The sequence below is a fragment of the Burkholderia mycopellens genome (assembly GCF_964265025.1).
GTDB lineage: Bacteria > Pseudomonadota > Gammaproteobacteria > Burkholderiales > Burkholderiaceae > Burkholderia.
In genome coordinates, this window is record NZ_OZ183804.1 from 940,529 (window position 1) to 966,268 (window position 25,740).

Here is a 25,740-nt window from a genome sequence, read left to right on the forward strand (position 1 = left end):
GCCTGGCTCGGCGTGCGAGCGCCCGTGCAAATACCTCCAGGCGTTCGCGCGTCTCACGGCGCTTCGTCGTGCCGAAGCCGTCACGCGCCGCGGCGACGGGACAGAATTGACAAGCGCTTGAAAAATCGTCCGCGGATCGCGTGCCGGTCGTTGCGCAGTTGCGCAGTCGCGCCGCCGCCCGTCAGGATTCCGGCGAAGGGTCGGCCGGCTTGCGATCGCGATCGGCGTCCTGTGGTTCCTCCCCGGCGGCGACCCGCTTCGCCATGTCGAGGTAGGTCTGGGCCATCGCACGCAGTTCTTCCTCCGACGCGTCCTCGATCCCGATCAGCCGGTCGCTGGCCGCGTGCGTGACGGCGACGAGTTCGTCGAGCTTCAGGTGCATCGCGACACTGTCGCGATTCTGGTTGCGCTGCAGCAGAAACACCATCAGGAACGTGACGATCGTCGTCCCGGTATTGATGACGAGCTGCCATGCATCCGAATAGTGGAACAGCGGCCCGGTAACGAGCCACAGCAGCGTGACAGCCACGGCACTGCCGAATGCGATCGGCGAACCGGCCCACACGGTCACGTGCGACGCGAACCGTTCGAACGCGCGCGTGACGGGATGCCGGACCGCGACCGCCCGAGGGTCCGCCGAGGTCCGGTCGTGTGCGCCCGACCGGGCGCGGGATGGAGGGTTCGCTTCACGCATGGCCGCCTCGCGGAGAAGGATGTCGATCTCGGCGCACGCAATGGCACGCGCGCCGCCGATCAACGAGCAGCTTGCGTGCCCGGTCGACCGGCCCGCGCGAGCGGCCCGAACGCCGGTCGCGCGGGGTTCGCGCATCAGGCAGCCGGCTGCCCGACCCGCCCCGACGATCGCCTTCCCGTAGCGACGGCCAACGGCAGCGGCGGCCCTGCCCCTGGCTACACCCGCCCCGCCAGATGAAACCGCGACGCCGGATGCCACAACTGCACCGACGTCGCGACCTGCCCGCCGACCCACGTGCGCCGCCGCAGCAGCAGGCACGGTTCGCCGATTTCCATCACGAGGTGCCGGCGCACCTGCGCATCGGGTTTTTGCGCGTAGATACGGAATTCCGCGCGCTGGATCGGCGCGAGCCGCACCATGTAGTGGTTCGGCGTCTCGACCGTGAAATCCTGCTCGAGGTAAGCGGGAAACAGCGCGGGATTGACGTAGCGATCCTCGAACTGGATCGGCTCGCCCTCCTCGCAATGCACGATGCGCGAATGAAATACCGGCCCCGTACGCAGCCCGAGCGCTTCGACCGCTTCGGGATCGTCGCTGCTTTCGATCGACACCACGCGTGCACTGTGCCGATGGCCGCGCTCGGCGATCTCGTCCGCGATGTTGCGGATCTCGAGCACCGTCGATTCGTAATGACGGCGCTCGACGAAGGTGCCGGCGCCCTGGATGCGGGTCAGCACGCGCTCGGCAGTCAGCTCGCGCAGCGCACGCGACACCGTCATCCGCGCCACGCCGAACTCCTTCACCAGTTCGGCCTCGGTCGGAATCGCACCACCGGGCTTCCAGTCGCCGTTCGCGATCCGCTCGACCACGTAGCGCTTGATCTGCTGGTAGGCCGGCAGCGCGCGCGCCGGCACGTCGTCGCCCGGTGCGGCATCCGGCCGGGCAGCCGTGTATCGTTCCGCTTCGTTCATGCGCCCTCGATCGAATGAAGGTTGGATGACCTGCCGACCATCGCACCGCCGCTGCTTCACGCGAGCGACGGCGGTGCGCCCGCGACGATGGCCGCCGCGCTCGCGATGTCGTCCGCGAGCGGCCGGTCGTCGTGATACGCCGGCACGCGTTCGCGCACGTAACGCCACAGCGCGTCGGTCGGTGCCGCCGGCGACGCGCGGTTCTCCTGAAGATCGTACGCCTGCGCGGCGGCCAGCAACTCGATCGCGAGCACACGCGTGGTGTTCTCGATGATGTCGAGTGCCTTCAGCGCGGCCGGCGTCGCATGGCACAGGTGATCTTCCTGCAGGCCCGACGTGATGCCGCCGTCGAGGCTCGCGGGCGCGGCGAGCCGCTGGTTCTGCGCAACCAGCGCGACCGCGGTGTACTGCGCGATCATGAACCCGGAACACGTGCCGCCCGGCGTCGCGAGGAACGCCGGCAGCCCGCTCACGAGCGGATTGACGAGACGGTCGAGCCGCCGCTCGGCAATCGCCGCAACCTGCGCCATCGCGGCCGCGAGGCTGTCCATCGCGAGCGCGATGCCCGCGCCGACCGCATGCGCCTGCGAATGGACGGCCGGCGCGTCGCGCGTGCCCGCGACGATCGGATTGTCGGTGACGGACGCGAGCTCGCGGTCGACGACTTCCGCCGTGACCGCCAGCACGTCGCGCGCCGCACCGTGCACGTGCGGAATCGTGCGCAGGCTGAGCGGATCCTGCGTATGCCGCCCGTTCGCCGCGGCGAGCATCGCGCTGTCGGCGAGCATCGCGCGCAGGCGCGCGCCGACGTGCCCGATGCCCGGCGAAATGCGCAGCGCCAGCGACGCCGGATCGAACGCGGCGAGCTGGCCGCCGAGATTCTCGAAGCTCGTCGCCGCGATCCAGTCGGCCCAGTCGAGCAGCCGCTCCGCGCGCGCAAGCGCGAGCGCGGCGAGCCCGGTGACACACGGCGTGCCGTTGACGAGGCTCAGCCCCTCCTTCGCACCGAGCACCAGCGGCTCACGGCCGATGCGGCGCAGCGCCTCGTCGCCGCGCACGCGTTCGCCGCGATGACGCGCATGGCCGTGGCCGATACAGACGAGCGCGACGTGCGCCATGTGGGTCAGGTAGCCGACCGAACCGTGCGCCGGCACTTCCGGCAGGCAATCGTGTTCGAGCAGCGCGACCAGCTGGTCGACGATGTCGGCGCGCACGCCCGAGTGCCCGTGCGCGTAGTTGTTGATCGCGGCGGCAATGATCGCGCGCGTTTCCGCCGCGCCGAGCGGTGCGCCGACGCCGACCGCATGGCTCATCAGGATGTTGCGCGACAACGCGCCCTGCTGCGCCGGCGACACGATCACGTCGCACAGCGCACCGACGCCCGTGTTGACGCCATACGCGCGAATGCCGCGCGCGACGATTTCCTCGACGAGCTCGCGCGCCGCGACGACGCGTCCGCGCGCCTCGTCGGTCAACGCGAGCGGCGCGCCGGCCGCCACTGCCGCAATCTGCCGCCAGTCGAGCGGCCGTTCCGAACGGAATACGGTCATGGCTGCCTCAGTTCGCGGCGCGGTCATGATGGCTCGACACGAACTGGCGGAAGCGTTCGGAGCACTGGCCGCCGAACAGTTCGCCGGGTGTCCCGTCCGCATCGACCTCGCCCTGATGCAGGAACATCACGCGGTTCGACACATGCCGCGCGAAACCCATTTCGTGCGTGACGACCAGCATCGTGCGCCCTTCCTCCGCCAGCGAGCGCATCACGCGCAGCACCTCGCCGACCAGCTCCGGATCGAGCGCCGACGTCGGTTCGTCGAACAGCATCACCTTCGGATGCATCGCGAGCGCGCGTGCGATCGCGACCCGCTGCTGCTGGCCGCCCGACAGATGAGCCGGATAGTAGCCGCGCTTGTCCGCGAGGCCGACGCGCGCAAGCAGCGCCTCGGCCTCCTCGACCGCTTCCGCGCGGCTACGCTTCTGCACGCGCAGCGGCCCTTCGACCAGGTTGTCGAGCACGGTCATGTGCGACCACAGGTTGAAGTTCTGGAACACCATCCCGAGCTGCGAGCGGATGCGATCGACCTGGCGCCGGTCGCCCGGATGCAGCTTGCCGTCGCGCGCGCGCTTCATCTTCAGTTCTTCGCCGGCGAGCGCGACCGTGCCGTCGTCGGGCGTTTCGAGCAGGTTCAGACAGCGCAGGAAGGTACTCTTGCCCGATCCGCTCGCACCGAGAATCGAGATGACGTCGCCTTCGTGCGCATCGAGCGAGATGCCCTTCAGCACGTGGTGATCGCCGAACGACTTGTGGATGTTCCTGACCGACAGGGCGACGGGAGCAGCTGTGTTCATCGAATTCTCCTGGAAGGAAGGACGCGGTCAGGATGCGACGCGGCGCGCATTACGTGCGCCGGCCGTGGGCGGGCCGGACGGCTTCGGCGCGCGCAGGTGGCCCGACAGCCGCCATTCGAGCGCGCCGAGCAGGCGCACGACGACGAAGTTCAGGCCCAGGTAGATGAGGGCCGCGCACACGAACACCTCGGTCGTCCGGTAGGTTTGCTGGATGATCTGCTGCGCGACGCCCGTCACCTCCCACACGGTCACGAGGCTGGCGAGCGCGGTCGACTTGACCAGCAGCACGGCCTCGGTCGAATACGCGGGCAGGCACTGGCGCAGCGCGATCGGGCCGATCACGCGGCGCAGCAGCGCGAAGCCCGACAGGCCGATCGAATAGCCCGCCTCGATCTGCCCGACCGGCACGGCCATCAGCCCGCCGCGCAGGATCTCGGCCGTGTAGCCGGCGGTGCAGAGCGCGAGCGACAGCACCGCGCACACGTACGGCTCGCGCAGCAGCGGCCACATGAAGCTCTCGCGGATCACGCCGAACTGGCCGAGCCCGTAGTACACGAGAAACATCTGGATCAGCAGCGGCGAGCCGCGAAACACGAGGATGTACGCACGCGCGAAGCGGTTCGGCAGCCAGCGCGGCGACACGCGCATCGTGACGATCACGAGCGACAGCAGGCCGCCCAGCACGAGCGACGCGAAGAACAGGCCGAGCGTGGTCGGTACCGCCGCGAGCAGCTGGCGCAGCGTATCGAACAGGAAGTCGAAATCGAGTGACATGGGCGCGCTCCGTCAGTTGCGTGCGAAGTTGCGGCGGAACGACCGGCCGACGATCGCTTCGGCCCGGTTGAACACGCGGTTCGACAGCCCCGTCATGACCAGGTAGAGCGCGCCGCCCGCGACGAAGAACACGAAATACTGATGGGTCGAATTCGCCGCGATCTGGCTCGTGCGCAGCAGCTCGGCGAGCCCGGTGACCGAGATCAGCGCCGAATCCTTCAGGCTCAGCTGCCACACGTTGCCGATGCCCGGCAGCGCGAAGCGCAGGACCTGCGGAATCAGGATGCGGCGCAACACCATGCCGCGCGGCATGCCGATCGCGCGCGCCGCTTCAAGCTCGCCCTTCGACACGGCGAGCACGGCCGCGCGATACACCTCGGCCTGGTACGCGCCGGAAATCATCCCCACCGCCAGCGCGCCGATCACGAACGGCGGCACGCCGATGAAGCCTTCCGCGCCGAACCACTGGCCGACGGCCGTGACGAGCGTCGAGCCGCCGAAATAGAACAGGTAGATGACCAGCAGCTCGGGCACGCCGCGAAACACCGTCGTGTACAGGTCGCCGAGCAGGCGGGCGCTGCGGTAGCGCGACAGCTTCGCGGCTGCGATAGCCGCGCCGATCACCGCGCCGACCGCGAGCGCGGCAAGCGTCAGCGCAACCGTCATCAGCGCGGCGAGCAGCAGCACGCCGCCCCAGCCTTCGGTTCCGAAGCCCAGCATTTCAAGGATCGCCATGCGTGCCTCCCGGCAAGCGTTGATAGGATCGGCAGGATGTGCGCCGCCGCGCGCGGCTCATGCCGCTTGCGCGGCGGCGGCCGGACGCGCGCTTACGGCGTGACGTCGGTCTTGAACCACTTGTCGGCGAGCTTCTTCACGGTGCCGTCCGCGAGCGCGGCGCCGATCGCCGTATCGAACTTCGTCTTCAGGTCGGCATCCTGCTTGCGGAAGGCCAGCCCTTCGCCCGGCCCCCAGATCGGCCCGCCGAGCTTCGGGCCCGCGAGCACGATCGATGCGTTGTCCTTCTTCGCGTTGTTCGCCGCGTAATACGTGACATCGTCGAACGATGCGTCGATACGGCCGGCGACGAGATCGAGATCGCGCTCGGGCGAGGTCTTGTACACGCGGATCGACGCGATGTCCTTGAAGCTGTCGTTGATGAACTTCGTATAGACGGTGCCCGACTGGATGCCGATCGTCTTGCCCTTCAGTTGCTTGCGCAGCGCGTCGACGGTGGGCTTGTCGGCGTTCGCGTCGCCCGACAGCTTGACGATCGGCGCGCCCGGCGCCGCCTTCGGCAGGATCTTCGTATCGGTGACGGCGAACGTCGCGGGCGTGGCCGCATAAGGACGCGAGAACAGCAGGATCTTCTCGCGATCCGGCGTGATCGAGATCGCATCCATCAGGACATCGAACTTGCCGGCCTGCAGCCCCGGAATCATCCCGTCCCAGTCCTGCGCGACCATGTTGCACTGCACCTTGATACGCTCGCACACGTTGGCGAGCAGTTCGGGCTCGAAGCCGCCGAGCTTGCCGCCCGGCAGCGTGAGGTTCCACGGCGCGTAGCCGCCTTCGAGCGCCACCGTCACGGTCTTCCATTCCTTCGCCTGCACCGGCGCCGAAAGCGTGGCCGCAGCCGCCGCAATGATGCCGATCGTCCTGACTGCCCACTTGATGCGCTTGCCGTTCACGAGATTTCTCCTTGCGTTGAAGTTCGTCATCCCCTCGGTCATGCAAGCCTCAGGAATTTGTCTATACAAGCATGCAAGAAGAAAAACGGAGCGACAAGCGTTGATCAAAAAAAACCGGGCAAACGCGGGAAATCCCCTAATAACAGGGGTTTTTCGTGCCTCTTCGCGGTGATTCTCGGCACGAGCTTGGTGCATTCCGTATGATCTTTCTGTCAGGATGACTAGACAAATTCATGATTCGACTGTTTCGCTAAACACGCCGAAATCGCCAGTCGAATGCCACGGTCATGCCTGCAAGCGCATCGCTCGAAAAAGCGCATCGGCGGAATCGGGCATGCGGGCCGGCCGCGTGCGCCGCCCGTCAGCGCCGCTTGGGCGCACGCCGGTCAAGCCGGCGCTACCCGCGCACCCGGCAACTGCGCGACGCGCATGCGCGCGCCGTCACCACGCGGCAAACACGTCCTGCGCGATCCCGAAGCCCGTGCTCATCCCGGCGCCGCTCGTCACGACGACGACGCGCGTGCCGTCATCCGGCGCCTCGATCACGCAATCGGCCTCGGCCGCGGACGGATAGCTACCGGTCCAGCGTTCGACGATGTCCAGTTCCGGTATATCGAGCGTCTCGTGCAGCAGGCGCAGGATCTGGGCGTCGATCTCCTGCGTCGCGAACGGCAGCGGTGCGGCGCCGTATTCATGCGAATCGCCCACCACGAGACTGCCGTCGGCGCTCTGCACCGCGATCAGGTGGATGCCGTAACCGAGGCACACCGGTTCCTCCGCCTTCAGGCGCGTGCGCAATGCGTCGGCGGCGGGCAGCGCCGCGAAACCCGAGTACCGCAGCAGGCTCAGGTCGCTCATCACCGCGGCGTGCAGCGCCACCGGGCGGCGCGGCCGCACGCGCAGCATCTGCAACTGGCACAGCCGGACTGCGTGCCGCGCGAACCAGTCGCCGTGCAGGTGACGGCTGTCTGCATTGCCGCAGACGATCACGCGCTCCGCGTGCAGCACGCCGCGCGACGTCCGCACGGTCGGCGTGCGCACTTCGTGCACCATCTCGCCGTAGCGGAAGCGCACGCCAAAGCGTTCCGCCAGCCACGACGCCAGCAACCCGATCGCGGTACGCGGCTCGATGCGCAGTTCATGCGGGCTGTGCAGCACGCCTTGCGCGCCGTCCAGCCGCAGCGCCGGCGCCACGGCCGCCGCTTCGCCGGGCGTCATGACCCGGCAGCCGTCGGCCATGCCGGTCTGCATGAAGGCATCGATCAGCTGCATCGCCTCGGGGCGGCGCGCAATCAGGTGCAGGCCCCGGTGAAGCACGTCGATGCCGGCTTGCGGCACGACGTCCGCCCAGACCTCGCGGCTCGCCCGCGCACGCCGCCAGCTATGTTCGGCATGCTGCCCGGTGACGGTGACGAAGCCGAAATTGCGGATCGACGCGCCCACGCATGCGGCATCGCGTTCGATCACGCAGACGCTCAACCCCTTGAGGGCGGCCGTATAGGCATGTGCGAGGCCGACGATGCCGGCGCCGACGATGACCACGTCATAAGAATCTGCTGCTGCGATGGCATTCACGATTACACGTTCCTTCTGTCGAGATGACACGCGCCGCTCGTTCGGGGCGGGCGTATCGATTACCACTTGCCGCCCCCGTGGGCAGATCCTCCGGGACCGGCGCCCGATTTCGCACTATCGCGACGCGAGATGACATTCGAATGAAAAAACACAAAACAGCATGAATTGGCATATTTTGCCATTTCGACACGCGGCGAAATCCGCTTCGCCGGTCAGCGCATAGCGGCACGCATCGTCGAACGGCACGCCGCGCGGCCAGCGCCCAGACCATCCCGCCGACGAAGCTGTCTCCGGCACCCACCGTGCTGCACACCGTCGTGAGCCTGCCGGGCAGGCGCAACGCACGCTCACGTGTGACGACTCACGCGCCGCGCGCGCCGAGCGTCACTGCAACGATGTCCGCCCGTCCTTGCGCGACGAGCTCGCCCGCCTTGTCGCATGCCGCCCCTTCGTCGAGCGGTTCGCCGGCCAGCGCGCTCGGTTCGCCGAGGCTGGGCGTCACGAAATGGACCCCGGCATCGAGCGCCGGGTTGCGCTCGATCAACGAAGCGGACGGGCAGGCTCTTACAGTGACTCATCCGTCGTTGCCGAGCCCCGCCATGGACGAGCAGCCGCTTTGCACCACCGTGCTCGCCGAGCGCTATGCGCAGCCCGGCGAAACGTCGCGCACGGCCGTCTTCCAGCGTGTCGCCCACGCACTGTCGCTCGCCGAGCCGCCCGCGCTGCGCGCGCGGGCCGAGCGCATGTTCTTCCTGAACCTGCAGCGCGGCGCGATCGGCGCCGGTCGCATCATGGCGAATGCCGGCTCGAAGGCCGGCGGGACGATGATCAACTGCTTCGTCCACCCGCTCGCGGTTCCGTTGGACCTGCCGCTGCAGGGTGTTGATGCCGCGCTCGCGCAGGCGCTCGACGACGCCCGGCTCACGCTGCTGATGGGCGGCGGCATCGGCTACGACTTCTCGCCGGTGCCGCCCGCCGGCGCATACGAACGCCGCCCGTCGCCCGAACGCGGCGTATGTGCGGCGATCGACCGATTCGATGCGATGTGCCGCGCACTAACGTTCACCGGCCCGCGCCGCGGCGCGCAGATGGGCGTCCTGCGCTGCGATCATCCGGACCTGCTTGCGTTCGTCACGGCCAAGCGCGGGCGATCGCGCTGGCCGACCTTCAACCTGTCGGTCGGCATCACGGACGCGTTCATGGAAGCGGTCACGCACGACCTGCCATGGGCGCTCGTCCACCACGCGCCGCGCCATGCAGCCGCCGTTGCGTCGCCCCGGCGGCCGGACGGGCGCTACCTTCATGCGACGGTTCCCGCTCGCAAGATGTGGCAAGCGATCGTCAACGCCGCACGCGACAGCGCCGAACCCGGGCTGCTGTTCCTCGACACGATCCGCGACGCGAATCCAATGCGCGAGCACGAGCGGATCGACGCGACCAACCCGTGCGGCGAACAGCCGCTGCCGCCCTACGGCAGCTGCGTGCTCGGGCCGATCGACCTGTCGCGGTTCGTGCGCCATCCGTTCGGAATCGACGGCGCGCCGTGCTTCGACTTCGCGACGCTTGCCGACGCGGTGCGCGTCCAGGTCCGCCTGCTCGACGATGTGCTCGACCTCACCGCGTGGCCGCTCGCCGCGCATGCACGTGAAGCGCAGCGGACGCGGCGCATCGGTGTCGGGGTGACGGGTCTGGGCGACGCGCTGACGATGCTGCGGCTGCGCTACGACAGCGTCGACGCGCGCGCCTGTGCGCGCAGCATCGCACTGACGATGCGCGAGCACGCGTTTGCCGCATCGGCCGCGCTGGCCGCCGAGCGCGGCGTGTTTCCCGCCTACGATCCGGACGCTTACCTGACCGGCCCCGCATACCGCACGCGGCTGCCGCTGAAGGTGCATCACGCGATCGCGCGGCACGGGCTGCGCAACAGCCATCTGCTGTCGTTCGCGCCGGCCGGCAGCGTGAGTCTCGCGTTCTGCGACAACTGCTCGAACGGCATCGAGCCGGCCGTCGGCTGGACGCAGCGCCGGATGGTCCGCACGGCCGACGGACAGGTGCACGCGTTCCGCGTGCAGAACCACGCTTACCGGCTCTTTCGCGCACTGCATGGCGACGGCGTCGCGCTGCCGGACTACTTCGCCACCGCGGCCGAGATCGCGCCGATCGATCACGTCGCGATGCTCGCGGCGCTTCAGCCCTGCGTCGACGCCGGCATCTCGAAGACGGTGACGACGGACAGCCAGTGTTCGCTGGCTCAGGTCGACGCATTGTTCTTCGCGGCGTGGCGCGACCGGCTCAAGGGCATCACGGTGTTTCGGCCCGACCCGGGGCTCGCGTCGGTCGTCACCGACGACACCGCGCAATTGCGCGACGGCGCGGTCTGCATCGGCTGTTGAGCGGCCCGATCGACGGCAGCCGGTCAGGCCGGCGCGTCCGTGGCCGTTGCCGGCTCCGCATCGGCGCGCGCAGGCCCGCGCTTATCGCCGCCATCGTCCGGCGGCGCGATGAGCGCCACCAGCGTGTCGTGATCGATCGACTCGTGCTGCAGCAGGCACAGCGCGATCCGTTCAAGCGCGTCGCGATGCGCGCCGAGCGTCGCCGCGACCCGCTCGTGCGCCTCTTCGAGCAACGCGCGCACTTCCTCGTCGATCAACTGCGCGGTGTGTTCGCTGCACCGGCCGTCGCCCGGCGTCCACACGCCGGGCGAGCCGCCCTGCGCCGTCGCGTCGTCGAGCGTCGCCAGGCCGAGCTTCGCGCTCATCCCGTACTGCATGACCATGTGGCGCGCCAGCGCGGTCGCCCGTTCCAGATCGTTCTGTGCGCCGGTCGACACGTCGCCGAACGCAATTTCCTCGGCCACCCGGCCGCCGAGCAGCACGTCGAGCCGGTCGAGCAGCTCGCTCTTGCGCAGCACGTAGCGATCCTCGGTCGGCACCTGCTGCGTGTAGCCGAGCGCCGCGATGCCGCGCGGGATGATCGACACCTTCTTCACCGGATCGCAACGCACGCGGCTTTGCGCGACGAGCGCGTGCCCCGCTTCGTGGTACGCGATGGTCCGCTTTTCCTCGTCGTTCATCACGCGGCTCTTGCGCTCCATGCCCGTCATCGCGCGATCGATCGCCTCGTCGAAGTCGGCCATGCCGATCGCCGGCTTGCCGAGTTCGGCCGCATGCAGCGCGGCCTCGTTGACGACGTTCGCGAGATCCGCGCCGACGAAGCCCGGTGTGCGCTGCGCGAGTTCGCCGAGATCGACGTCGGCCGCGAGCTTCACGCGCTTCACGTGCACGCCGAGGATCTGCCGCCGGCCGTTCACGTCGGGCCGGTCGATCGCGATGTGCCGGTCGAAGCGCCCGGGCCGCAGCAGCGCCGGATCGAGGATCTCGGGCCGGTTGGTCGCGGCCATGATGATCACGCCCGAATTGGCCTGGAAGCCGTCCATCTCGACGAGCAGCTGGTTGAGCGTCTGCTCGCGCTCGTCGTTGCCGGACATCAGGCCGACACCGCGCGCCTTGCCGAGCGCATCGAGCTCGTCGATGAACACGATGCACGGCGCCTTCTGCTGCGCCTGCTCGAACAGGTCGCGCACGCGGGCCGCGCCGACGCCGACGAACATCTCGACGAACGCCGAGCCGCTGATCGTGAAGAACGGCACGGCCGCCTCGCCGGCCACCGCGCGTGCGAGCAACGTCTTGCCGGTGCCGGGCGCGCCGACGATCAGCACGCCCTTCGGGATCTTGCCGCCGAGCCGCTGGTAGCGCTCGGGGTTGCGCAGGAACGCGACGATCTGCTGCAGCTCGGCTTTCGCCTCGTCGATGCCGGCGATGTCGTCGAACGTGATGCCGGTTTCCTGCTGCACGTATACGCGTGCCCGGCTTTTGCCCATGCCGCTCAGGTCCCGGACCCCGCCCGGCCTGCGCATCATGAAGCTCCAGAACGTCACGAGGACGATCACCGGCAATAGCCACCCGGCAAGCGTTTCGAGCCAGCCCGAATCCGGCGCGCCGCGATAGCGGATGCCGGCGGCCGTGAGGTCGGTGACGAGACGATCGTCGGCCACCCGGTTGGTCGTGAAGTGCCACGGCGGCCCCGCCTTCTTCACGGCGGCCGCGTCGGAGGCCGGCAGCGCCGCGCCGGCTTCGGGCATGCGCAGCGTGCCCGAGATCGAAGACTGGCCGACGTCGAGATCGTCGACGAGCCGCGCGTCGACCAGCCGGTGAAAGTCGCTGTACGAAATCGACGTCGTTGCCGGCTGGGCCATCAGCAGCTGATACGCCACCAGCACGGCAAACGCGAACGGGATCAGCAGACCGGAGTAATCGAATGTTTTTTTCATGGCGTCGATCCGGCACGGCGGGCGCGGGCCCGCGCATGCAACGTCAGGCAACGGTCAGCCGGTCGACGACCTCGCGCACGCCCCTGACCGACGCGGCCGCGCCGCAAGCGGCACGCCGTTCGGCGAGCGACGCGACCCTGCCCGTCAGCGTGACGATGCCGTCGGCGGCGGCGATCGAGATCCCCGCGGATTCGCGCTGCGCGCGCCGCGCGAGCGCTTCGGCGATCCGGGTGCCGACGTCCGGCACCGTAGGGTCGGCGCGCACGCGGATGCGATTCGCGACGCCGACGACGCCGATCATCCGGCTCACCATCGCTTCCGCCGCGCGGCTCTGGAACGCGTGATCCACTTCGCCGTCGAGCGTCACGCAGCCGTGATCGACCTCGACGCGAATCTTGCGATCGCGCAGCGCCTCCTGCCAGCCGAGCGCGAACGTGATCGCGATCGCCAGCTCCTGATCCGCGCACGCGTTTTCCGGCGGCGTGACGTTCAGTTCGAGCACCAGCGCGCGCGCATCCTCGACATGCAGCGCCGTTTTCTGCGCCTCGAGCTTCTGCGCCCAGCTGTCGACCGTGCCGCGCAGCGTCACGATCCGGTCGCGTACGTCGACGTCGATCCGGCGCGCATCGATCGCCGGATTCCAGAACAGCGCCTGCTCGACATCCTGCTTGAGTGCTGCATCGGACTTCATGTCGGTCTCCCGTCGGCCCGCGTGTCGATCGCGACACTTGCGATCGGTGACGGGCCGCACCGGATCCAGCATCGCGCAAGGCGGCGCCGGCGGCTTGACGAGGATCAAGCAACGGCGTGCCTGGGGCAGCCGCCGGCGGGCACGTTCAGGCCGTTTCTTCCGTTGATGCAGATCAACCGTGCGACGGAGCGGGACGCGATCATGACGTCAGACCCTGCGAAATCCGCCACGACCCGGCGCTTCGCATCCGTATGGCAGCCGGCGCCAGCCGCTTCCCGGGAGACCGTCATGAACCGAAAGCAGTATCGAATCGCGCTCGCGACGCTCAGCGTGTTCATCGCGCTCGCGTCGCTGGCCGGCATCATTCACGGGCTGCTGTTCGACGAACGCGTGTTCAGGTACTCGATCCTCACGCTGATCATGAGCATCCTCTCGTTCGTCGTCCTGCTGAATCTCGCCCCGGGCGATCGCCCGTGATACACGCGGCCCTGATGCATCGCCCATCATGAACGGCATCCTCCGCCTCGCATTCAAGCTGCTCGTGAACGACAGCGCGAAGTTCACCGCGCTCACCGTCGGCATCACGTTCTCGGTGCTGCTGATGATCGAGATGACGTCGCTGTTCGCCGGCATCCTGAACAAGTCGTCGGCGTCCGTGATCAACATCGGCGCGAAGGTGTGGGTGATGGACCCGGCCGTGCAGACGATCGCGAACAGCATCGGCATGCCCGACTACGTGCTCGACGCGGTGCGCAGCATCGACGGCGTCAAGTATGCGGTGCCGCTCTACTCCGGCGCCGCGCTCGTGAAGCTGCGCTCCGGCACCTACCAGGCCGTGACGGTAGTCGGCCTCGACGACGCAAGCCTGCTCGGCCGCCCGACGATGCTGCAGGGCCGGATCGAGGACATCTACGCGGAGAACGGCTTCATCGCGATCCAGGATCCGGAGTTTCCGAAGCTCGAGAATCCGTCGGTCGGCACCGATTTCGAATTGAACGACCACCGCGGCGTGATCGTCGGCATCGCGAAGGTCGCGGCCAGCGGCCTGTTCGGCACGCCGACGCTCTATACCACGTATGCCCGTGCGATCCAGTACATTCCGTCGCCGCGCTTCACCACGTCGTACATCCTCGTCGAGCCGAAGTCGGATGCGGACATCGCGCACATCAAGGCCGTCGTGACAGCGCTCGGCTATCGCGCGTACACACGCGACGAATTCATCGCGTAGATCGCACATTTCTACAAGTATCAGACCGGCCTCGGCACCAACATCCTGCTGATGACGATCATCAGCTTCATCATCGGCCTGTCGATTTCCGGCCAGACCTTCTATGCGTTCATCCTCGAGAACCTGGACAAGTTCGGCGCGCTGAAGGCGATCGGCGCGAAAAGCCGCGAGCTCGTCGCGATGATCCTGTTCCAGGCGACGTTTACCGCGCTGACCGGCTACGGGCTCGGCGTTGGCCTGTGCGTGCTCCTGATCAGCCTCGCGAAGCTGCAGATTCCCGACTACGCGGCGCTCGTCACCTACGGCAACCTGGCGCTCGCGTTCGGCATGGTGGTCGTGATCGCGGCGATCTCGAGCTATCTCGGCGTGCGGCGCGTGCTGCGCATCGAGCCGTTCGACATCTTCCGGGGCTGACGATGGCGAAGGTCGCGATCGACGCACACGGCGTCAGCAAATGGTTCGGCGAAGGCGACGCGCGCACGCAGGCGCTGCGCGACGTGTCGATGCAGGCGAACTTCGGCGAGATGCTGCTGATCGTCGGGCCGTCCGGCAGCGGCAAGACGACGCTGCTCAGCGTGATCTCGGGCATCCTGCGGCCGGAATCCGGCTCGGTATCGATCGACGGCGTCGACCTGTGGGCGCAGCCGAACGACGCGATCGCGGATTTCCGGCTGAACCGGATCGGCTTCGTTTTTCAGGACTACCACCTGTTTCCGCGGCTCACGACGGCCGAGAATGTCGCGATCCCGCTGATCCTGAAGCGCCGCCCGTGGGACGACGCGATCAAGGAGGCGCTCGGCTATCTCGAGGTCGTCGGGCTCGCGAACCGCGCGCACCTGCCGCCCGTCAAGCTGTCCGGCGGCGAGCAGCAGCGTGTGGCGATCGCGCGCGCGATCGTCAGCCAGCCCGACCTGCTGATCCTCGACGAGCCGACCGCGTCGCTCGACGGCGACACGGGCCGCATGATCATCGACTTCGTCAAGCACAAGGTGCTGAACGACACGCGCTGCATCGTGATCGTCACGCACGACGCGCGCATCTTCGAATACGCGGACCGCATCCTGCGGATGGAAGACGGCAGGCTGAACGGCATCGAGCGCGGAGGTGCGCGATGAAACACCGGTTCGTGTTCGCGGCGGCCGTGCTCGGCCTGCTCGCCAGCCTCGTCGCCGCCTGGCTCTACAGCCGCCAGGAACCGCCGCAGCCGCCGGTGTTCAAGCCGGCCGCCAATCCGTATGCACACGGCGTCTATGCGAACGGCATCGTCGAGAGCGAGCAGCCGGCCGGCGCGAACGTGAACGTCTACCCGGACGTGACGGGCGCGGTGACGCGCATCCTCGTGCACGACGGCGATCCGGTGAAGGCCGGCGATGCGCTGCTGACGATCGACGACTCGGTGCAGCGCGCCACCGCCGCGCAGCTCGCGGCGCAGGCCGACGCCGCCGCCGCGCTGCTCGACGAGCTGAAGGCGCAGCCCCGCCGCGAAGTGCTCGACGTGGCGAGTGCGCAGGCGACGGCCGCGCAGGCCAGCCTGAAGCTCGCGCAGGATCAGTACGACAAGCAGCGGCGCGCGTACGACATCGACCCGAAGGCCGTGAGCCGCGATGTGCTCGATACGGCCGCGAACTCGGTACGTGTCGCGGCGGCCAACCTCGACGTCGTGACGCGGCAATATCGCCTGACGAAAGCCGGCGCGTGGAGTTACGACGTACGCAACCAGGAAGCACAGGCCATCGCGCTGCGGCGTGCGGCCGACGCGGCCGCCGCGCTGCTCGCCCGCTATACGCTGCGCGCGCCGGCCGACGGCACCGTGCTCGCGATGAACGCGGCCGTCGGCTCCTACCTGACTTCGCAGGGGCTCTACGACACCTACACGCAGGGCAACGCGCCCGTCGCGGTGCTCGGCACGCCGGTCGACCGCCTGCAGGTGCGCTGCTACATCGACGAAATCCTGATCCACCAGCTGCCCGACCTGCACGCGCTGAAGGCGCACATGTTCGTGCGCGGCACGTCGGTCGAGGCCGACCTCCAGTTCGTCCGCGTGCAGCCGTACGTGACGCCAAAGATCGAACTGTCCGACCAGCGCACCGAGCGCGTCGACGTGCGCGTGCTGCCGGTCATTTTCCGTATCGTCCCGAACAAGGCTGTCCGGCTGTTTCCCGGGCAGATCGTCGATGTATACGTGGCCGGCAAATAATCGCCGCGCCCGCCGGATGCCGCGCGCGGCGGCCGCGCTCGCGGCCGTCGCGTCGCTGGCCGGATGCATGGTCGGGCCCGACTTCACGCGTCCGCCCACCCCGCACGTATCGCGCTTCGCCGCGACGGACGCCACGGCCGGCGCATGGACGGGCGGCGGGCAAACCCAGGCGCTGTCGGCCGCCGAGCCGCTCGCGCGCGACTGGTGGACGCGCTTCGGCAGCCGTGCGATCGACTCGACCGTCGGCGAGGCGCTGGCCGGCAGCCCGACGCTCGATCTCGCCGAGGCGACGCTGCGGCGCAGCGAACATGCGCTGCAGGCCGGCGAAGGCGTCTTCTTTCCGCAGGCCGATGCGCAGGCCGGCGCGTCGCGCCAGCGTGACGTGCCGCTGCGCACCGGGCAGGCCCTGCCGGCATCGATCTTCAATCTGTACACGCTGTCGGCGACGGTCAGCTACACGCTCGACCTGTGGGGCGGCGAGCGGCGCCAGGTCGAGGCGCTGGCGGCCGGTGTCGACGCGCAGCGCCAGGCGCTCGCGGGCGCGTACCTGATGCTGACCGCCAACGTCGTCAACACGATGATCGCGCGCGCCGCGTATCGCGACGAAGCCTCGGCCACGCGCGAAATGATCGGCCTGCTCGACGAGCAGATCCGCCTGACGCGCGCGCAGGTGACGGCCGGCGCGGCGCCCTACGCCGCCGTGCTCACGCTGGAATCGCAGCGGGCGTCGCTCGAGGCGACGCTGCCCGCGCTCGATCAGAAGCGCGCGCAGGCCGACGACCTGCTCGCGCTGCTCGCGGGCCGCTACCCCGTCGACTGGCAGACGCCCGACCTGTCGCTCGAGCGCATCGCGCTGCCGGCAAGCCTGCCGGATACCGCGCCGTCGTCGCTGGTGCGCCGCCGGCCGGACATCCTGCAGGCGGAAGCGCAACTGCACGTGGCCAGCGCGCAAGTCGGCGTCGCGACGGCCGCGCTTTATCCGAATCTCACGCTGTCCGCATCGGGCAGTTTCGACAGTATCGTCGCCGGCCAGTTGTTCGCGCCGGCCGGTCGTGCATGGAGCGTCGGCGCCGGGCTCACCGCGCCGCTCTTTCACGGCGGCACGCTGGTGAACGAGCGGCGCGCGGCGCAGGATGCGTATGACGAAGCCGACGCGACCTACCGGCAAGTGGTGCTGTCGGCGTTCTCGCAGGTCGCCGATACGTTGCGCGCGCTCGCGAACGACGCCGCGGCACTCGATGCACAGGCCCGCGCGATGGCCGCGGCCCGCGATGCGCTGACGCTCACGCAGGCCGGCTACGACGCAGGGATTACCGGCTATGTGCAGTTGCTGGTCGCCGACGTGCAATATCATCAGGCGCGCCTGGCGTGGCTGCAGGCGGTCGCGCAGCGGCTGCAGGACACGGTCGCGTTCTACGTCGCGCTCGGCGGCGGCTGGGGTGACGCGGGCTGATACGCGGCGGCACGGGCACGGGCGTCCGAAGTCAGCCCGTTTGCGTGTGCGTCACGATGTCGGGCCGCTGCCACGGCGGCAGCTCGGCCCAGCCGAGCGGGCCGTAGACGGTGCCGCCGGCAGCCTCGATCGTCTCGACGAATTCGGCGAGCGTCGCCCCCGCCGGCACGGCCAGCTTCATCGCGTCGACGAATTCCTCGCTGCGCAGCCACGGCACCGCGCCGTCGTTGATCTGCTCGACGCTCCAGTCCTGCCCGTGCCGGCCGGCTTCGGGCGGCAGCAGCCGCGGCGCGTCGAACGCCACGCGCAGCAGTTGCGCGCGCGAATCGCTGTAAGGCGGTTGCGCGACGTCCTGGTAGGGCACGTCGGCCCAGCTTTGGCCGCATTGCAGGTCGAGCGGCAGGCAGGTGAACCACGCCCAGGGTGCGCGGACGAAGCACAGCCGGTAGCCGGTTCGCGCGCCGTCCAGATTGGCGATCAGCGTCATGATGAATTCGTCCCGAAAGCGTCGTGATCCCGCTGCGCATTGCGTACGCGACGTACGCGGAAAAGCGGGGGCACGACATCGCGTTCGCGTACACGTTCACTATCATGCCACCGGCCGGCCCGGGCGTTGACCGACGTCAAGCCGGCACGGCAACGGCCGGAGCGCAAACCTCGCCCGACCGGGGCACCGATACGACAATCCCTGATTTCCATCAATCGCGTCACGCACATCCGCGCTGTAATCGACTCACTGCTCCGTCCACTCCCGTGAGGCGATCCATGAAACTGACTTTTCTCGGCGCGACCGAAACCGTGACCGGCTCGAAGTACCTGATCGAGCACGGCAACCGGCGCGTGCTGGTCGATTGCGGCCTGTTCCAGGGCACCAAGAACCTGCGGCTGCGCAACTGGAGCCCGTTGCCGGTCGCGCCCGACACGCTCGACGCGGTCGTGCTCACGCACGCGCATATCGACCATACCGGCTATCTTCCGGTGCTGGCGCGCGAAGGGTTTCGCGGGCCGGTGTACTGCACGGCGGCCACGGCCGAACTCTGCGACATCATGCTGCGCGACAGCGCGCGGCTGCAGGAGGAAGAAGCCGAGTTCGCGAACCGCCACGGCTACTCGAAGCATCATCCGGCGCAGCCGCTCTACACGCTGGACGATGCGCAGCGCGCGCTGCACCTGCTGAAGCCCGTCGCATTCGACGAATGCACGCCGCTCGGCGGCGGGCTGGCGTTCCGCCTGCTGCCGGCCGGGCACATTCTCGGCGCGGCGAGCGTCGTGATGCACTGGGATCACAAGGTGCTGGCCTTCTCGGGCGATCTCGGCCGCTATCACGACCCGATCATGCAGCCGCCGCTGGCGCCCGCGCATGCGGACTACCTGGTCGTCGAATCGACGTACGGCGACCGGCTGCATCCGGAATCGGACCCTGAGAACGAACTCGCCGCGCTGTTCGACAAGACCTTCGCGCGTGGCGGCGTCGTGGTGATGCCCTGCTTCACCGTCGGCCGCGCGCAGGAGATCCTGCACTACATCGCGCGCCTGAAGGCGTCCGGCCGGATGGCGCGCGTGCCGGTATTCGTCGACAGCCCGATGGCCACCGACGTGACCGAGATCTATCGCCACCATATTCTCGAACACCGGCTGACGCCATCCGAGGCGAACGCGCTCGGCCACGCGGCCACGATGATCCGCTCGGTCGAGCAGTCGAAGGCGATTGCCGACCATCAGGGCCCGATGGTCATCATCGCCGGCAGCGGGATGGCGACGGGCGGCCGCGTGCTGCACCACCTGAGCCGCTACGCGCCCGATGCGCGCAACACGATCGCGCTGGTCGGCTACCAGGCGGCCGGCACGCGCGGCGCGGCGCTGGCCGCGCACGAGCCGACCCTGAAGATTCACGGCGAGTACGTGCGCGTGCGCGCGCAGGTCGAGTCGATCACGGCGCTCTCCGCGCATGCCGACTACGAGGAGATTCTCCGCTGGCTCGGCACGATGCAGCGCGCGCCCGTGCGGACCTTCGTCACGCACGGCGAGCCGGCCGCGGCCGATGCGATGCGGCGGCGCATCGCGGAGCGGCTCCACTGGCCGTGCGAGGTGCCGGTGTACGCGCAGCGCGTCGATCTCGATACGGTCGAATCCGGCGACACGCGCGAGCCGGCCGCGCTTTCGTCCTGACGGCGTGACCCGCCGGGCGTGGCGGGAACCGGGCGTCACACATCGGTTCCCGCCACACGCCCCGGCCGTCAGCCGACTTCGATAATGACCTTCAGCGCCTGCGTCTGCGCCGCGCGGCCGAACGTGTCGTACGCGCGCTCGACGTCGTCGAGCGAGAACCGGTGCGTGATCAGGCGTTTCGGATCGAGGCGCCCGGCGCGCACGGTCTTCAGCAGCATCGGCGTGCTGACCGTGTCGACGAGCCGGGTCGTGATCGAGATGTTGCGATCCCACAGCTTCTCGAGGTGCAGGTCGGCCTTGACCCCGTGCACGCCGACGTTCGCGACCACGCCGCCCGGCGCCACCAGCGACGTGCACATCTCGAACGTCGCCGGAATCCCGACCGCCTCGATCGCGCAATCCACGCCGACGCCGTCGGTCAGCTTCATGACTTCCGCCACCGGGTCCCCGCTGCGGCCGTCCAGGCAATCGGTCGCGCCGAAGCGCCGCGCGACCTCCAGCCGGTTGCTGTCCGGATCGATCATGATGATCTGCGCGGGCGAGTAGAACTGCGCGGTCAGCAGTGCCGCCAGCCCGATCGGGCCCGCGCCGACGATCGCGACCGAGCAACCGGGCTGCACCTTGCCGTTCAGCACGCCGCATTCGAACCCGGTCGGCAGGATGTCCGACAGCATCACGAGCGCCTCCTCGTCCGCGCCCGGCGGAATCCGGTACAGGCTCGTCTGCGCATGCGGAATGCGCACGTACTCGGCCTGCGTGCCGTCGATCCGGTTTCCGAGGATCCAGCCGCCGGTCTCGCAGTGCGAATACAGGCCGCGCCGGCAATATTCGCAGCGGCCGCACGACGAGATGCAGGAAATCAGCACGTGGTCGCCCGGCTTCAGCGCGTCGACGGCGGCGCCGACCTGCTCGACGATCCCGACCCCTTCGTGGCCGAGAATGCGGCCGGGCTCACAGGTCGGCACGTCGCCCTTGAGGATGTGCAGGTCGGTGCCGCAGATCGTCGTGCGCGTCACGCGCACGAGCGCGTCGGTCGGCGACTGCAGTTCCGGCCTGGGCCGTTCCTCGAGCGCCTTGTGCCCGGGCCCGTGGTAGACGAGTGCTTTCATTGCGGTTCCTCCATCGAAAGAAAGGGTGGCAGGTTCGTTCATCAGGACTGCGGCGCATGCCGCACCTGTGCCAGCACCATTGCGAGTGCGCAGGATGCGACCCGGACGGCCGCGCCGTCGGCCCGCATCCGGATGCCGGTGCCCGTTCATGTCTCGAGCACGTAGGCGCCGGGCGCCGCGGCAAGCCCGGCGGCCGGCGTGCGGGCCGGCACGTCGCCCGACGAGCGCGCGCGCAGCCAGTCGCGCCAGCAGGTCCACCACGATCCGTCGACTGCGGGCGTGTCGCGCACGAACGCGCGCGGGCTGCGGTACGGCGCGCCGGGTTCGCGGGTCGCGCAGCGGTAGTGGCGGCCCGGATGACCGGGTTCCGACACGATGCCCGCGTTGTGGCCGCCCGCCGTCAACACGAAGGTCAACGCATGGTGCGTCAGCAGGTGGAGCTTGTAGACGGAGCGCCACGGCGACACGTGATCGCGCTCGGTGCCGACCACGAACGTCGGCACGTCGAGATCCGACAGCGCGACCGGCCGCCCGTCGACGCAGTAGCGGCCTGCCGCGAGATCGTTGTGGAGGAACAGCCGGGTCAGGTATTCCGCATGCATCCGGTACGGCATGCGCGTGGTGTCCGCATTCCACGACATCAGGTCGTTCGGCTTCGTACGCCGGCCGAGCAGGTATTCGCTCATCATCCGCGACCAGATCAGGTCGCGTGCGTTCAGCAGTTCGAACGCGGCGGACATCTGCGCGCCGTCCAGGTAGCCCTGCCGCCACATCAGCGCATCGAGTGCGGACAGTTCGCTCGCGTCGATGAACAGGCCGAGTTCGCCGGGTTCGCTGAAATCGGTCTCGGCCGCGAGCAACGTGACGGATCGCAGCGCCTCGTGTTGCCGCCCGTCGCGCGCGAGCGCCGCCGCGCCGATCGCCAGCAGCGTGCCGCCGAGGCAATAGCCGGCCGCGTGGACCGCCTCGCCGCAGATCGAGCCGACCGCGTCGAGCGCCGCGAGGCACCCGTCGCGCAGGTAATCGTCGAGCCCGAGATCGCGCGCTTCCGCGCCCGGGTTGCGCCACGACACCGCAAACACGGTGTAGCCCGCATCGACCAGGAAACGGATCAGCGAATCGTGCGGCTGCAGGTCGAGGATGTAGTACTTCATGATCCACGACGGCACGATCAGGATCGGCTCGCGCGCGACGCGCGGTGTCGTCGGGTCGTATTGCAGCAGCTCGCACAATGCGTTGCGCCACACGACCCGGCCCGGCGTGATCGCCACGTCGCGCCCCGGCAGGTACGCACGCACGTCGCGGCCACGCTTGCCGCCCGCGCGATCGAGCCACGCGTTCGCATCGTCGAGCCAGTGTCGTGCGCCCGCCGCGAGGTTCGCGCCGCCGCTGCGCATCGTCGCGTCGAGCGCGACCGGGTTGGTCGCCAGGAAGTTGCCGGGCGAGCACGCGTCGAGCCATTGACGCGCGACGAAACCGACCAGTTCCTCATGGTGCCGTTCGACACCCGGCACGCCGCGCGTCGCGTCGCACCACCAGCGCTGGACCGACAGGAACGCGTCGCGATACCCGCGAAACGGCCAGTCCGACCACGCCGGCGCGGCGAAACGCGGATCGGCGCCCCCCGCATGCACGGCCAGGCCGTCCGCGCCGGCGTCGTCCGCCGCGGCTTGCTCCGCCGCCGCGGGCGCGGGCGCCAGCCACGCCTGCGTCGCGAGTTCGAAGCACTTGCCCGGCGACACCGCCAGATGCGCGCCCCAGTCGAGCATGGCCAGCGCCAGCGACACGGGCGACAGCCCGAAGGTCATCGCGGCAACGTTCGCATGCGCGGCGCGGTTCCATCGCTCGGCGGGCGTTGCCTCGGTTGCCGCGCCTTCGCAGGCGCCGGCCTGCTGCCCGTCCCGATCCGGCGGCGGCCTCGAATCGCCCGGAAGCGGCGCACGGATGACGGACGCTTTCATCGCATGTACATGCCGCCGTTGACGTCGAATTCCGCACCGGTCGCGAAGGCGCCCGCATCGGAACAGAGGAAGGCGACGAGCGCGGCGATTTCGTCGGGATCGCCGAGGCGGCCGGCCGGAATCTGCGGCAGGATCTTCGTGTCGAGCACCTCCTTCGGCACCGACTCGAGCATCGCGGTGGCGAGGTAGCCGGGCGCCACCGTGTTGACCGTGATGCCGTGCCGCGCGAGCTCGAGCGCCAGCGACTTCGTGAAGCCGTGGATGCCGGCTTTCGCGGCCGCGTAGTTCGCCTGCCCGTACGCTCCGCGCTCCCCGTTCACGGACCCGATGTTCACGATCCGCCCGAAGCCGGCGTCGATCATGCCGGGCACGAACGGCTTCGTCATGTTGAACAGGCCGTCGAGATTGGTGCGCAGCACCGCATCCCACATGCTCTTGGTCATCTTCACGAAGGTGGCGTCGTGCGTGATGCCGGCGTTGTTGACGAGCACGTCGACGCGCCCGAATTCGGCCAGCACGCGTGCCGCGCAGTGCTGGCACGAGTCGTAGTCGGCCACGTCGACCTCGTACGCACGAAACGTGCGGCCCGCCTCGCGTTCTTGCGTGAGCCACGTCGCGACGTGGTCGTTGCGTTCGGTGTGCGACACCGCCACGGTCATGCCGGCGTCGTGCAGGCGGCGGCTGATCGCGGCGCCGAGGCCGCCCATCCCGCCGGTGACGAATGCAACCCGTTCAGCGCGCATGATCGTGCTCCTGCGCGACGTGGCTGCCGTCGAGACACCGGACGGCCGCGGCCCCGCCGCCCGCATCGACGGCTTCGGTGATGCCGAGCTCGAACGCGGCCATCCAGTCGCGCCACGGCATGCTCGCCTCGTTGACCACGGCGAGCCGCCCGAGATCGGGCAACCAGTCGGTCTGGCAGCGCGCCAGCGTGCCGGTGCCGTAATCGCGCAGCCACGTGCGCCAGGCACTCGCGCTCTCGAACTGCCCGCGCATGCACAGCTCGGTGGCGTCCTGCCAGATCGCGACGGTGGCGATCGTGTAGTCGCGCGTCACCTGCCGCGCCGCTTCGCCGAAGGACGTCCATTCGTGCGTCGCCGTGAGCGCCTGCTGCAGGTCGCGCACCGCGTCGCGGTCGCGCTCGATACGCCGCCCGGCCAGCGCGAGCCATTCATGCTGCCAGCCGCGGTTCAGCGCGGCCATGCGCAAGGCAAGATCGCAGCCCGCGCGGCAAGCGTCGTTCGGTGTCGTCAAAGCGTGGGGGCTCATCGTCTTCCCTCCTTCGATCCGGTCAATGGGTTGGCATCCGTGTCATGCCGCCTGCCCGGCATCGGCATCGCGACCGCTTCACTGTGCGACCGGTGCGCATGGCGCCCGTTGATCTGAGTCAAGCACGCGGAAACCCTGCTTCGTAGACTGGATTGCACTGGCGGATCATCCGTCGATGGAGCGATTCCGATGAGCTACAAAAGCCTAGTCGTGCATCTCGACACGAGCGACCGCGCGCATTCGCGCCTCGAGTTCGCGTTGCGTCTCGCCCGGCGCTTCGGTGCGCATCTCACCGGGCTGTTCGCGGTCTACACGCCGGAGCCGCATTCGTTCTACGTGATGGCCGGCTCCGCCGACTATTTCCGCGAACACCGCGAACAGCGCGACGAACGGCTCGCCGCGCTGGAGCGCCTGTTCCATGCGGAGGCTGCCCGCGCGAAAGTGCCGGCGGCCTGGGTTCGTGCAGACGAACGCGCGAATGTCGCCGTGCCGCGCGCCGCCCGTCTTGCCGACCTCGTGATTGCAGGCCAGAGCGACCCGAACGATCCCGAAACCTACATCGACGACCAGTTCGCGGAGAACCTCGTCCTGTCCGCCGGCCGCCCGGTGCTGTTCTGGCCGTACACCGGAGAATTCCCGTCGATCGGCGAACGGGTGTTCGTCGCGTGGGACGGCAGCCGCGAAGCCGCCCGTGCCGCACACGATGCGCTGCCCTTCCTCGAGCATGCGAAGCGCACGACCGTCGTCGCCGTGGTCGACGGCAATTCCGAAGCGGCGACCACGCGCATTCCGGCCGCCGATGCCGCGTTGATGCTGGCGCGCCATGCGCGCGACGTGAACGTGCTCGACATCGATACCGGCACCGGCGCGTCGATCGGCGACACGCTGCTGTCACGCGCATACGAAACGGGTTCGGACCTGCTCGTGATGGGCGCGTACGGCCATCCGCGCTGGCGCGAGCTGGTGATGGGCGGCGCCACCCGCACGGTGCTCGCGTCGATGACGCTCCCGGTGCTGATGTCGCACTGAGCCGGCCGATGCTCATGTTCGGGCTGCGCGCCGTCAATGCCGGCATCGGCGAGCACGCGGCCGCGTTGCGTGAACGGATCTGCGCATTGTTCGGCTGGCTCGGCATCGACATCGATGCGTGCGCGAACGCGGACCATGCGCAGGTCGTGTCGTCCGCGTCCAGCGCGGTCACGGTGGTCGTCGAGCCGACCCACGAAGCGTGGATCGGCGTGCTGCGCGGCAACCGCGACGCTTGATCCAGATCAGCGCGATC

At 69.0% G+C, this 25,740-nt stretch carries 25 protein-coding genes and 1 pseudogene; 9 read left to right on the plus strand and 17 right to left on the minus strand.

What is annotated here, in order from left to right; genetic code table 11:
• Positions 1-181: 181 nt before the first annotated feature.
• From ACPTTC_RS38200 to ACPTTC_RS38245, 10 genes are all read right to left on the minus strand, one after another.
• The gene (locus ACPTTC_RS38200; RefSeq protein WP_423396425.1) at positions 182-694 is read right to left on the minus strand and encodes a low affinity iron permease family protein; all 513 of its coding nucleotides are present in this window, start codon (positions 692-694) and stop codon (positions 182-184) included.
• A gap of 215 nt (positions 695-909) precedes the next feature.
• Positions 910-1,665 carry a histidine utilization repressor gene (hutC, locus tag ACPTTC_RS38205; RefSeq protein ID WP_175951927.1) on the minus strand — a complete coding sequence of 252 codons (756 nt, stop codon included), beginning with the start codon at positions 1,663-1,665 and terminating at the stop codon, positions 910-912.
• Positions 1,666-1,721: 56 nt separating this feature from the next.
• Positions 1,722-3,215 (minus strand): aromatic amino acid ammonia-lyase, encoded by a 1,494-nt coding sequence (locus tag ACPTTC_RS38210; protein WP_423396426.1) that lies wholly within the window; start codon positions 3,213-3,215, stop codon positions 1,722-1,724.
• Between the two features lie 7 nt (positions 3,216-3,222).
• Positions 3,223-4,014: an ABC transporter ATP-binding protein gene (locus tag ACPTTC_RS38215; RefSeq protein ID WP_069258218.1), complete on the minus strand. Its 792-nt coding sequence runs from the start codon at positions 4,012-4,014 to the stop codon at positions 3,223-3,225.
• Positions 4,015-4,041: 27 nt separating this feature from the next.
• Positions 4,042-4,788, minus strand: a complete 747-nt coding sequence (locus ACPTTC_RS38220) for an ABC transporter permease (RefSeq protein ID WP_423396427.1) — start codon at positions 4,786-4,788, stop codon at positions 4,042-4,044.
• A gap of 12 nt (positions 4,789-4,800) precedes the next feature.
• A complete protein-coding gene (locus tag ACPTTC_RS38225; RefSeq protein ID WP_175951924.1) occupies positions 4,801-5,523 on the minus strand; it encodes an ABC transporter permease in 723 nt (240 codons plus the stop codon).
• 92 nt (positions 5,524-5,615) lie between these two features.
• Entirely contained in the window at positions 5,616-6,476 is an 861-nt protein-coding gene (locus ACPTTC_RS38230; RefSeq protein ID WP_423396581.1) for a transporter substrate-binding domain-containing protein, read from the minus strand.
• 441 nt (positions 6,477-6,917) lie between these two features.
• Positions 6,918-8,054, minus strand: a complete 1,137-nt coding sequence (locus ACPTTC_RS38235; protein ID WP_423396582.1) for a TIGR03364 family FAD-dependent oxidoreductase — start codon at positions 8,052-8,054, stop codon at positions 6,918-6,920.
• A complete protein-coding gene (locus tag ACPTTC_RS38240) occupies positions 8,020-8,364 on the minus strand; it encodes a hypothetical protein (protein ID WP_423396583.1) in 345 nt (114 codons plus the stop codon). The genes ACPTTC_RS38235 and ACPTTC_RS38240 overlap by 35 nt, the downstream gene beginning before the upstream one ends.
• A gap of 48 nt (positions 8,365-8,412) precedes the next feature.
• Positions 8,413-8,595, minus strand: coding sequence for a hypothetical protein (locus ACPTTC_RS38245; protein WP_423396428.1), 183 nt, complete (start codon positions 8,593-8,595; stop codon positions 8,413-8,415).
• A 55-nt stretch (positions 8,596-8,650) separates the two neighbouring features.
• Here ACPTTC_RS38245 and ACPTTC_RS38250 point away from each other — a divergent pair, with 55 nt between their 5' ends.
• Positions 8,651-10,444 carry an adenosylcobalamin-dependent ribonucleoside-diphosphate reductase gene (locus ACPTTC_RS38250; protein ID WP_423396429.1) on the plus strand — a complete coding sequence of 598 codons (1,794 nt, stop codon included), beginning with the start codon at positions 8,651-8,653 and terminating at the stop codon, positions 10,442-10,444.
• 23 nt (positions 10,445-10,467) lie between these two features.
• Here ACPTTC_RS38250 and ftsH read toward each other — a convergent pair whose 3' ends face one another.
• Positions 10,468-12,381, minus strand: coding sequence for an ATP-dependent zinc metalloprotease FtsH (gene ftsH / locus ACPTTC_RS38255; protein WP_423396430.1), 1,914 nt, complete (start codon positions 12,379-12,381; stop codon positions 10,468-10,470).
• Positions 12,382-12,424: 43 nt separating this feature from the next.
• Positions 12,425-13,072 carry a BON domain-containing protein gene (locus ACPTTC_RS38260; RefSeq protein WP_423396431.1) on the minus strand — a complete coding sequence of 216 codons (648 nt, stop codon included), beginning with the start codon at positions 13,070-13,072 and terminating at the stop codon, positions 12,425-12,427.
• Positions 13,073-13,360: 288 nt separating this feature from the next.
• On the opposite strand from ACPTTC_RS38260, the gene ACPTTC_RS38265 reads away from it, so the two are divergent.
• From ACPTTC_RS38265 to ACPTTC_RS38285, 5 genes and pseudogenes are all read left to right on the plus strand, one after another.
• A complete protein-coding gene (locus ACPTTC_RS38265) occupies positions 13,361-13,549 on the plus strand; it encodes a DUF2964 family protein (RefSeq protein WP_175970347.1) in 189 nt (62 codons plus the stop codon).
• Positions 13,550-13,577: 28 nt separating this feature from the next.
• Positions 13,578-14,714, plus strand: a pseudogene (locus ACPTTC_RS38270) (ABC transporter permease).
• The gene (locus tag ACPTTC_RS38275; RefSeq protein ID WP_175970415.1) at positions 14,711-15,415 is read left to right on the plus strand and encodes an ABC transporter ATP-binding protein; all 705 of its coding nucleotides are present in this window, start codon (positions 14,711-14,713) and stop codon (positions 15,413-15,415) included. The pseudogene ACPTTC_RS38270 and the gene ACPTTC_RS38275 overlap by 4 nt, the downstream one beginning before the upstream one ends.
• Positions 15,412-16,497 (plus strand): HlyD family secretion protein, encoded by a 1,086-nt coding sequence (locus ACPTTC_RS38280; protein ID WP_423396432.1) that lies wholly within the window; start codon positions 15,412-15,414, stop codon positions 16,495-16,497. The genes ACPTTC_RS38275 and ACPTTC_RS38280 overlap by 4 nt, the downstream gene beginning before the upstream one ends.
• A complete protein-coding gene (locus ACPTTC_RS38285; protein WP_423396433.1) occupies positions 16,475-17,950 on the plus strand; it encodes an efflux transporter outer membrane subunit in 1,476 nt (491 codons plus the stop codon). Before ACPTTC_RS38280 ends, ACPTTC_RS38285 begins: the two co-directional genes overlap by 23 nt.
• A gap of 31 nt (positions 17,951-17,981) precedes the next feature.
• Here ACPTTC_RS38285 and ACPTTC_RS38290 read toward each other — a convergent pair whose 3' ends face one another.
• Positions 17,982-18,437, minus strand: coding sequence for a hypothetical protein (locus ACPTTC_RS38290; RefSeq protein WP_423396434.1), 456 nt, complete (start codon positions 18,435-18,437; stop codon positions 17,982-17,984).
• A gap of 278 nt (positions 18,438-18,715) precedes the next feature.
• Here ACPTTC_RS38290 and ACPTTC_RS38295 point away from each other — a divergent pair, with 278 nt between their 5' ends.
• Positions 18,716-20,119: an MBL fold metallo-hydrolase RNA specificity domain-containing protein gene (locus tag ACPTTC_RS38295; RefSeq protein ID WP_423396435.1), complete on the plus strand. Its 1,404-nt coding sequence runs from the start codon at positions 18,716-18,718 to the stop codon at positions 20,117-20,119.
• A gap of 68 nt (positions 20,120-20,187) precedes the next feature.
• On the opposite strand, the gene ACPTTC_RS38300 is transcribed toward ACPTTC_RS38295, so the two are convergent.
• From ACPTTC_RS38300 to ACPTTC_RS38315, 4 genes are all read right to left on the minus strand, one after another.
• Positions 20,188-21,228: a zinc-dependent alcohol dehydrogenase family protein gene (locus tag ACPTTC_RS38300; protein ID WP_423396436.1), complete on the minus strand. Its 1,041-nt coding sequence runs from the start codon at positions 21,226-21,228 to the stop codon at positions 20,188-20,190.
• A gap of 146 nt (positions 21,229-21,374) precedes the next feature.
• Positions 21,375-23,189, minus strand: a complete 1,815-nt coding sequence (locus ACPTTC_RS38305; protein ID WP_423396437.1) for a PHA/PHB synthase family protein — start codon at positions 23,187-23,189, stop codon at positions 21,375-21,377.
• Positions 23,186-23,932: a beta-ketoacyl-ACP reductase gene (locus tag ACPTTC_RS38310; RefSeq protein ID WP_423396438.1), complete on the minus strand. Its 747-nt coding sequence runs from the start codon at positions 23,930-23,932 to the stop codon at positions 23,186-23,188. The genes ACPTTC_RS38305 and ACPTTC_RS38310 overlap by 4 nt, the downstream gene beginning before the upstream one ends.
• Complete coding sequence (locus tag ACPTTC_RS38315; RefSeq protein WP_423396439.1) at positions 23,922-24,458, minus strand: hypothetical protein; 537 nt, start codon at positions 24,456-24,458, stop codon at positions 23,922-23,924. Before ACPTTC_RS38315 ends, ACPTTC_RS38310 begins: the two co-directional genes overlap by 11 nt.
• 189 nt (positions 24,459-24,647) lie before the next feature.
• Between ACPTTC_RS38315 and ACPTTC_RS38320 the strand changes: the two genes are divergently transcribed.
• Together ACPTTC_RS38320 and ACPTTC_RS38325 are read left to right on the plus strand one after the other, a co-directional pair.
• Complete coding sequence (locus ACPTTC_RS38320) at positions 24,648-25,487, plus strand: universal stress protein (protein ID WP_423396440.1); 840 nt, start codon at positions 24,648-24,650, stop codon at positions 25,485-25,487.
• 8 nt (positions 25,488-25,495) lie between these two features.
• The gene (locus tag ACPTTC_RS38325; protein ID WP_423396441.1) at positions 25,496-25,723 is read left to right on the plus strand and encodes a hypothetical protein; all 228 of its coding nucleotides are present in this window, start codon (positions 25,496-25,498) and stop codon (positions 25,721-25,723) included.
• Positions 25,724-25,740 lie beyond the last annotated feature (17 nt).

Bases quoted from the DNA above. Each gene is read 5' to 3' on its own strand.
- ACPTTC_RS38200 (WP_423396425.1), bottom strand. From the start codon at position 694: ATGCGTGAAGCGAACCCTCCATCCCGCGCCCGGTCGGGCGCACACGAC.
- hutC (WP_175951927.1), bottom strand. From the start codon at position 1,665: ATGAACGAAGCGGAACGATACACGGCTGCCCGGCCGGATGCCGCACCG.
- ACPTTC_RS38210 (WP_423396426.1), bottom strand. From the start codon at position 3,215: ATGACCGTATTCCGTTCGGAACGGCCGCTCGACTGGCGGCAGATTGCG.
- ACPTTC_RS38215 (WP_069258218.1), bottom strand. From the start codon at position 4,014: ATGAACACAGCTGCTCCCGTCGCCCTGTCGGTCAGGAACATCCACAAG.
- ACPTTC_RS38220 (WP_423396427.1), bottom strand. From the start codon at position 4,788: ATGTCACTCGATTTCGACTTCCTGTTCGATACGCTGCGCCAGCTGCTC.
- ACPTTC_RS38225 (WP_175951924.1), bottom strand. From the start codon at position 5,523: ATGGCGATCCTTGAAATGCTGGGCTTCGGAACCGAAGGCTGGGGCGGC.
- ACPTTC_RS38250 (WP_423396429.1), top strand. From the start codon at position 8,651: ATGGACGAGCAGCCGCTTTGCACCACCGTGCTCGCCGAGCGCTATGCG.
- ftsH (WP_423396430.1), bottom strand. From the start codon at position 12,381: ATGAAAAAAACATTCGATTACTCCGGTCTGCTGATCCCGTTCGCGTTT.
- ACPTTC_RS38260 (WP_423396431.1), bottom strand. From the start codon at position 13,072: ATGAAGTCCGATGCAGCACTCAAGCAGGATGTCGAGCAGGCGCTGTTC.
- ACPTTC_RS38265 (WP_175970347.1), top strand. From the start codon at position 13,361: ATGAACCGAAAGCAGTATCGAATCGCGCTCGCGACGCTCAGCGTGTTC.
- ACPTTC_RS38280 (WP_423396432.1), top strand. From the start codon at position 15,412: ATGAAACACCGGTTCGTGTTCGCGGCGGCCGTGCTCGGCCTGCTCGCC.
- ACPTTC_RS38285 (WP_423396433.1), top strand. From the start codon at position 16,475: ATGTATACGTGGCCGGCAAATAATCGCCGCGCCCGCCGGATGCCGCGC.
- ACPTTC_RS38290 (WP_423396434.1), bottom strand. From the start codon at position 18,437: ATGACGCTGATCGCCAATCTGGACGGCGCGCGAACCGGCTACCGGCTG.
- ACPTTC_RS38295 (WP_423396435.1), top strand. From the start codon at position 18,716: ATGAAACTGACTTTTCTCGGCGCGACCGAAACCGTGACCGGCTCGAAG.
- ACPTTC_RS38300 (WP_423396436.1), bottom strand. From the start codon at position 21,228: ATGAAAGCACTCGTCTACCACGGGCCCGGGCACAAGGCGCTCGAGGAA.
- ACPTTC_RS38305 (WP_423396437.1), bottom strand. From the start codon at position 23,189: ATGAAAGCGTCCGTCATCCGTGCGCCGCTTCCGGGCGATTCGAGGCCG.
- ACPTTC_RS38310 (WP_423396438.1), bottom strand. From the start codon at position 23,932: ATGCGCGCTGAACGGGTTGCATTCGTCACCGGCGGGATGGGCGGCCTC.
- ACPTTC_RS38315 (WP_423396439.1), bottom strand. From the start codon at position 24,458: ATGAGCCCCCACGCTTTGACGACACCGAACGACGCTTGCCGCGCGGGC.
- ACPTTC_RS38320 (WP_423396440.1), top strand. From the start codon at position 24,648: ATGAGCTACAAAAGCCTAGTCGTGCATCTCGACACGAGCGACCGCGCG.
- ACPTTC_RS38325 (WP_423396441.1), top strand. From the start codon at position 25,496: ATGCTCATGTTCGGGCTGCGCGCCGTCAATGCCGGCATCGGCGAGCAC.